The organism is Phyllobacterium sp. (assembly GCF_037994405.1).
GTDB lineage: Bacteria > Pseudomonadota > Alphaproteobacteria > Rhizobiales > Rhizobiaceae > Phyllobacterium.
Map to the genome: position 1 here is coordinate 1 of NZ_JBBNAN010000312.1, position 6,121 is coordinate 6,121.

At 58.8% G+C, this 6,121-nt stretch carries 7 protein-coding genes; 5 read left to right on the plus strand and 2 right to left on the minus strand.

All coding sequences use genetic code 11. The features are described 5' to 3' along the window. Positions 1 to 805, minus strand: an 805-nt coding sequence (locus tag AAAC48_RS17510) for a TIM barrel protein (protein ID WP_340655409.1), incomplete at its 3' end; no start/stop codon positions are given. Positions 806 to 1,117: 312 nt separating this feature from the next. Continuing rightward, complete coding sequence (locus AAAC48_RS17515) at positions 1,118 to 2,149, minus strand: LacI family DNA-binding transcriptional regulator (protein ID WP_340655410.1); 1,032 nt, start codon at positions 2,147 to 2,149, stop codon at positions 1,118 to 1,120. A 167-nt stretch (positions 2,150 to 2,316) separates the two neighbouring features. Here AAAC48_RS17515 and AAAC48_RS17520 point away from each other — a divergent pair, with 167 nt between their 5' ends. From AAAC48_RS17520 to AAAC48_RS17540, 5 genes are all read left to right on the plus strand, one after another. After that, a complete protein-coding gene (locus AAAC48_RS17520; RefSeq protein WP_340655411.1) occupies positions 2,317 to 3,420 on the plus strand; it encodes a fatty acid desaturase family protein in 1,104 nt (367 codons plus the stop codon). 28 nt (positions 3,421 to 3,448) lie between these two features. Then, positions 3,449 to 3,763 (plus strand): MocE family 2Fe-2S type ferredoxin, encoded by a 315-nt coding sequence (locus AAAC48_RS17525; protein WP_340655412.1) that lies wholly within the window; start codon positions 3,449 to 3,451, stop codon positions 3,761 to 3,763. A gap of 5 nt (positions 3,764 to 3,768) precedes the next feature. Next, positions 3,769 to 5,001 (plus strand): FAD-dependent oxidoreductase, encoded by a 1,233-nt coding sequence (locus AAAC48_RS17530; protein WP_340655413.1) that lies wholly within the window; start codon positions 3,769 to 3,771, stop codon positions 4,999 to 5,001. Between the two features lie 12 nt (positions 5,002 to 5,013). Next, positions 5,014 to 5,811, plus strand: coding sequence for a 3-methyl-2-oxobutanoate hydroxymethyltransferase (locus AAAC48_RS17535; protein ID WP_340655414.1), 798 nt, complete (start codon positions 5,014 to 5,016; stop codon positions 5,809 to 5,811). Positions 5,812 to 5,814: 3 nt separating this feature from the next. Further along, a partial coding sequence (locus tag AAAC48_RS17540) for an ACT domain-containing protein (RefSeq protein ID WP_340655415.1) occupies positions 5,815 to 6,121 on the plus strand: 307 nt, incomplete at its 3' end.

Consider the following 6,121-nt stretch of genomic DNA (forward strand, 5'->3'; position numbering starts at 1 on the left):
TATCCATGCTGGCTGAAATCGCTTCCGATGGATTTTCCAGTTCCTGCACTTCTTGCGCGAAAGGTTCAAACGAGAACAGGCCCGTATAGCCCTCGTCAAGTAAGGCCTGCATCTGCACGATATTGCCGAGCCGGTCATCCTCGTCCACCAGGACGCGGTGCGGGTCGCGCATCTCACTGACCAGAACCTCAGGGTCGCTCACGCCAGAAATATGAACAAGACCGGTCAGCGCCGGAAAGAGGTCCGCCTCACCTGCAAGATGGTGATGGAACGTGTCATGCACGAGTTTGAACCGGCCCTGCCCGCCAATCGCCTCGATAGCTTCTGCCGCCTCGCGTTTCGAACGCAGTGAACAGATCTCGAAGCCGAGCGGTTCGACAAAGCCGATGAGTCCGCGTGTTTCGAGGATGGGCTTGAGCGCCTTTAGCGCGGTGCGCAGGTTGGCCTGGCGCTCGCCGTCCTTCTGACCCGTGCCATCATTGACGGGAACCAGCACCAGCGCCATAGCGCCGACATCCCTCGCATAATCGGCAAGCTCGATCGCTTCCTTCTCGCGCTCCGGCGTCCATTCATTGAAGCGCTGCAGCGCGTTGATCGTGGCGATGCGAACGCCCGCCTCCTCGGCGCGTGCCCGGACTTCCGCTGCGGACGTTCCGTCGATAATCGCATTGCCGTCAAGGTCGTTGCGGATCTCGACGTCGCTGAGGCCAAGCGACTTCGCCAGCCGGAAGAAGTCGCGCGGTGAGAGGCTCGGCGCAACCATGTGGTTGATCGCAAAAACGGGGTGAGAAACTGTGTTGGTCATCCAAATACCTCCCGGCTCGTGGCTGTGTGGGTTTGCTGCCGGCGGTTACACCGGGCCGCAAATGTCAGGCGCAAACATCTGTTGAGGCGGTCATTCAGTCAATCACCGTTCTGATCGAAAAACTATCATTTCTGATAGATTCTGATGGGCGCTGAAAAAATAACATGGTTTGCCCGATCCCAGATGATTTTCACACAAGAACATCCGGATTGCGCACGACAATACCGGAAAATGGCACGAGAATCATCGATTCTCGCACAAGATTCTCAATCGACGCGGGCAATTTTTGGTGTAGCCGCGTGCAAATAGCCGCTAGATGTTCTCCGGCAGATAGATGTCAAACGGTAGAAAAGTTTGCCCCGGCGCATTGGCGGCACCGCGTTCGATGGCGTGGCCCATCAGCTCCACCAGTTCCCGGCACAGGCGCGGCAGAGGCGTTGCAATTGCCATGGTGACGATATTGTCGGCGAGAGCCGCTCGCGATTCCGGCGTGATTTCGTTGACGACCGTCACCGGCGGCGACTCCATCCGGCTTTCACGCAAGGCGGCAATTGCCCCTTCCATGCCACCGCCCGCCACATAGCATCCGGCGAGATCCGGATGGCGGCGGAGAAGTTCCAGCATAGCCTCGTGGGTGATCTGCCGCGTCTCCAGATTGACCATCGTGTCGAGGACGGTGAATTCCGGCGCCTGTTCGCGGAAGAAGGCGCGGAACCCGATTTCGCGCAGTTCATGCCCGTGAAACCGGTGGCTTCCTACGAAAATTGCGACTTTTCCGGGCTTTTTGGCAGCTTTTGTGATCATCCAGGCTGCTGTGCGCCCCACCTTGCGGTTGTTCACACCGACATAGCCTTCGCGAACCCCGGCCGCGAAATCCGACAGTACCGAGAAAACCGGGATGTCTTTCGCCTTCAGTTCATCGACCGCTGCACTGATCGAAGGGTGGTCGGGAGCCACGACACCGATGGAGCGGCAGCGCCCCGCCAGCGATTTCAGCTTGGCCACGATGTGGTCCGGCGCCTGCGACGCACAGAAATCGATGACCGAGACGCCGCGAAAATGCGGCGCTTGGGCGACGGCGCTTTCGATCTCCCGCGCGAATTCCCGATAGAAGTGGTGACCGGGCTTTTGCAGCAGAAATCCGAGCCTGTACTCCGGCAATTCCTGCCGCATACGCTGGCGGATCAAACCTGCGGCATGGTAGCCAATGCTGTTGGCTGCCTCATAGACCCGTCGCGCCGTCTCCTCCCGGACCGGTAGCCGGTTGTTCAAAACCCGATCGACCGTCGCGACGCTGACCCCGGACTCACGCGCCAGATCAGCAATTGTCGGCCTGTTCGCCACTTTATATGCTCCATGATAGAATCTATCATTCAATTCTACCAACCATTGATTGAAAATGATAGAATATTGTCATCCTTGATTGAGGCGAGTTGTGCGCAAGCGTAATATCCCCGCCACTCAGCCGGAAGGTAAAAACCATTCCGTTGCATGATCAGGGAGGTCTCGCAATGAACACAGCAGCGCTCGCCGTACCAACCAGACGGGATTACAGCCTTGTCGGCCGCGATTCCCAGTTGGCCGTCGAGTCCGGCCTTGCCGCAGCGGAGTGGTACCACACGGATATTCCGCGCAAGCAGATGAAAGAGCTGATGAAGCGCTCCGATGGCCCGGCGCTTCGCGACACGGCGATCTGGCTCGGAAGCATGGTCGTCTTCGCCGGTCTCGGTGTCTATTTCTGGGGGACCTGGCTGTGCGTGCCGTTCTTGCTTGCCTACGGCGTTCTCTACGGCTCCGCTTCGGATAGCCGCTGGCATGAATGCGGTCACGGCACGGCGTTCAAGACCCGCTGGATGAATGATGTGGTCTATGAGATCGCCAGCTTCATGATCATGCGCAATCCCGTCACGTGGCGCTGGAGCCATACCCGCCACCACACCGATACGGTCATCGTCGGCCGGGATCCAGAAATCGCCGTGATGCGTCCGCCCGATCTCCTGCGCCTCGTACTGAATTTTTTCGGGATTCTCGACGTGTGGCATGCCATGCGCGACCTCGTCCGCAATATGCTCGGCATCGTCAGCGCCGAGGAAAAGACCTTCATCCCCGAACAGGAACAGCCAAGGGTCGTGCAGATTGCCCGCATCTGGACCGCCATTTATGCGGTTACCATTGCCCTGTCGATCTATATGGGATCGATCCTGCCGCTGGTACTGGTCGGACTGCCACGGCTTTACGGTGCATGGCACCACGTCCTCACCGGGCTTTTGCAACATGGCGGGCTTGCCGACAACGTCATCGACCATCGGCTCAACAGCCGTACCGTTCTCATGAACCCGATCAGCCGGTTCATCTACTGGAACATGAACTATCACGTCGAGCATCATATGTTTCCGATGGTGCCATACCACGCGCTGCCGCAGCTGCATGCGATGATCAGGCACGATCTGCCGGCGGCCAACCCGTCGATCCTTCACGCTTATCGCGAAATGATACCGGCCTTCCTGCGCCAGCTGCGAAACGAGGACTATTTCCTCAAGCGTGAATTGCCGCCAACGGCCAAACCATATCGTGAGGAACTCCACAGCGAACCAGTGGCAGCTGCTGCTGAATAACAATCAAGAACATCAGGGAGGAATGAACATGAGCAACTGGATCGAGGCATGCACATCCGACGACATCGACGAAGAAGATGTCATGCGATTTGACCACGCCGGACGCACTTTTGCTATCTATCGCAGTCCCGACGACGAGTACTTCGCCACGGACGGCCTGTGCACTCACGAACATATCCATCTGGCCGACGGCCTGGTGATGGATGAAATCATCGAATGCCCCAAGCACAATGGCCGCTTCAATTACAAGACCGGTGAAGCCAAGGGCGCACCAGTCTGTGTCAACCTGAGGACTTACCCAGTCAAGGTTGAGGCCGGCAAAGTCCTCATCCAGCTCGGTTGATCACCATGGCAAAAGGTATGGTCATCATCGGCGCCGGGGAATGCGGCGCACGTGCCGCGTTCGCCTTGAGGGAGAACGGCTATGAGGGACCGGTGACCCTGATCGGGACCGAGAAGCACCTGCCCTACGAGCGCCCACCTTTGTCAAAAGAATCCATGGTCTCAGAGGATCATCCACTGCCGAGAACGATCGCGGGTGAAGATCAGTTCAGCGAAAAGTGTATTGATTTTATTGGGAAATCCACTGTTTCAGCAATAAATCGCTCCGTGAAGAGCGTCGCGCTTGAAGATGGCCGCCAGATAGATTACGACCGGCTCTTGCTCGCGACGGGAGCTGTCCCGCGCGCCCTGCCCTTAGCGGCGGGTAGCAAGCATTGCGTCACGCTGCGCAGCTTCGAGGATGCACTTGCCATCCGTGCGCGGTTCCAACGCGACGCGCAGATCATTATTGTTGGAGGAGGCTTCATCGGGCTTGAGCTTGCTGCAAGCGCCCGCAAGCGTGGCGCCAAAGTGACGATCATCGAGGCGCAACCCCGTATCATGATGCGAGGCGTCCCAGAGGAAATCGCTCAGGTTATCGACACGCGCCACCGGAACGAGGGCGTCGCCATCCGCTGCAACACCGGGATCGTCTCGATTGCCGACAATGCGGACAATGTGTCTATCACACTTTCAAACGGTGATGTAGTTGCGGCTGATCTCGCTGTGATCGGCATCGGGGCCACACCGGTCACGGCGCTGGCGGAAGCGGCCGGTCTCGAAACCGGCAATGGCATTGTCGTCAATGACTGGCTGCAGACCAACGACCCGGATATTTTCGCAGCCGGCGACTGCTGCATATTCCCGCTGGCGATCTATGGCGGACGGCGTGTACGGCTCGAAGCCTGGCGCAATGCGCAGGAACAGGGAGCCCTTGCCGCACGCAACATGATCGGTTCGCTCGAGCCGCACCAGGCCGTCCCGTGGTTCTGGTCGGATCAATATGATCTCGGCCTGCAGGTCGCGGGCCTCGCCGATGAAGGCAACCAGACGATACGCCGTGATCTTGGCGACGGCGCCTTCATCCTCTTCCACCTTGCTGACGACGGCAGGCTTGTTGCCGCAAGCGGCATCGGACCAGGCAACGCCGTGGCGAAGGACATAAGGCTTGCGGAGATGCTTATTGCCCGCACGGCCAGGCCGGATCCCATAAAGCTGGCGGCATCAGACGTCAAACTCAAATCGCTGCTTGCGGCATAGACAGGATAGAACATGACGAGCAAACGACCCACCGTGGCAGATATACTCGCGTTGAAGGGCCGGCGTCAGTTGACGATGCTGCGCGTGGAAAGCCTTCAAGAAGCGGAAGCCGCCGAACGGGCGCGCGTCGACCTGCTTTCAGTGCCACCGTCATTGCTAACGCCGGAGTTTCGTGACGCAGCTCCTTCGGCCTTCACATTCCCCGGGCTTGACTATGGCGAGTACATCACCGCCGAGGACTATCTGCGCGCCGCTTTCAAGGCACTGCGGGCCGGTGGCGACGCGGTCTATTGCGCCGCCAGTCTCGCGACCGTTCGCCGGATGCGTGACGAGGGTATTCCGGTCTGCGGTCACGTCGGGCTCATTCCGTCAAGGGCGACATGGACCGGCGGCTTCAAGGCTGTCGGGAAGACTGCACAGAGCGCACTGGAAATCTGGCGGCAGACCAAGGCACTGGAGGAAGCCGGCGCCTTTGCTGCGGAAATTGAGGTGGTTCCTGTCGATGTTGCAGCTGCGATCTCGGAGCGTACGCCGATGTTCATGATCTCGATGGGCGCGGGCACGGGTTGCGACGCGCAATATCTGTTCGCACAGGATGTGCTCGGTTCAAATCGCGGCCATTATCCGCGGCATGCCAAGGTCTATCGCAATTTTACTGCTGAGTATGACCGCTTGCAGCAGGAGAGAGTCGCAGCCTTTTCCGAGTTTGTCGCAGATGTGCACGCGAAAAACTATCCGGGGCCCGAACATGTGGTTGGAATTCCGCGTGACGAACTGGACCGTTTTCTGAAAGAGCTTCCTGGAGTTTAACCTATGGATCATCAGCCCCTGAACTATTCAACCGCATCGAAAGCGGCTGAGCATGCGCATCGTTTCGTGCTTACCCTCTCCTGCGAAGACAAGCCCGGTATCGTCGCCTCGGTGACAACCGAGCTCGCCGGCACCGGCGCCAACATCGCCGAGAGCAACCAGTTCTGGGACAGGCAGACCAATCGCTTCTTCATGCGCATCGCCTTTACCGCGGCTGAGGGCACGACGAAGGACGATGTCGAGCGGGCGCTCAAGCCTGCCATCGACCGCTTCGACATGAAGACCACGTTGGTGGATCAGGCGAAGAAGC

Excerpts from the sequence above, each read along its gene's own strand:
- AAAC48_RS17520 (WP_340655411.1), top strand. The coding sequence starts at position 2,317 with ATGAACACAGCAGCGCTCGCCGTACCAACCAGACGGGATTACAGCCTT.
- AAAC48_RS17525 (WP_340655412.1), top strand. The coding sequence starts at position 3,449 with ATGAGCAACTGGATCGAGGCATGCACATCCGACGACATCGACGAAGAA.
- AAAC48_RS17530 (WP_340655413.1), top strand. The coding sequence starts at position 3,769 with ATGGCAAAAGGTATGGTCATCATCGGCGCCGGGGAATGCGGCGCACGT.
- AAAC48_RS17535 (WP_340655414.1), top strand. The coding sequence starts at position 5,014 with ATGACGAGCAAACGACCCACCGTGGCAGATATACTCGCGTTGAAGGGC.